The 349-nt window shown below is 59.6% G+C and carries 1 other RNA gene; it reads left to right on the top strand.

The features are described from left to right. Positions 1–341: RNase P RNA component class A (rnpB, locus tag GH663_RS20910), an RNA gene on the top strand. Positions 342–349: the final 8 nt, after the last annotated feature.

The raw sequence follows: 349 nt of genomic DNA on the forward strand, positions 1-349 counted from the left end.
CAGACGATCGCGTGTCACATTTGTGGCCCGAGGAACGTCCGGGCTCCACAGAACAGGGTGGTGGGTAACGCCCACTCGGGGCAACCCGCAGGCTAGTGCCACAGAAAATAGACCGCCCGCAAGGGTAAGGGTGAAACGGTGGTGTAAGAGACCACCAGCATTCCAGGTGACTGGAGTGGCTAGGTAAACCCCACTCGGAGCAAGGTCAGACAGACTACTGGGTTGTTCGCTCAATGTAGTCGGGTGGACCGCTTGAGGGTGTCGGCAACGGCACTCCTAGATAGATGATCGTCACCGCAACTCGGGTAACCGACAGCGGCACAAAACCCGGCGTACGCGCCATCCCGTC

This window comes from Dechloromonas hortensis, assembly GCF_009469765.1.
GTDB classification, from domain to species: domain Bacteria; phylum Pseudomonadota; class Gammaproteobacteria; order Burkholderiales; family Rhodocyclaceae; genus Azonexus; species Azonexus hortensis.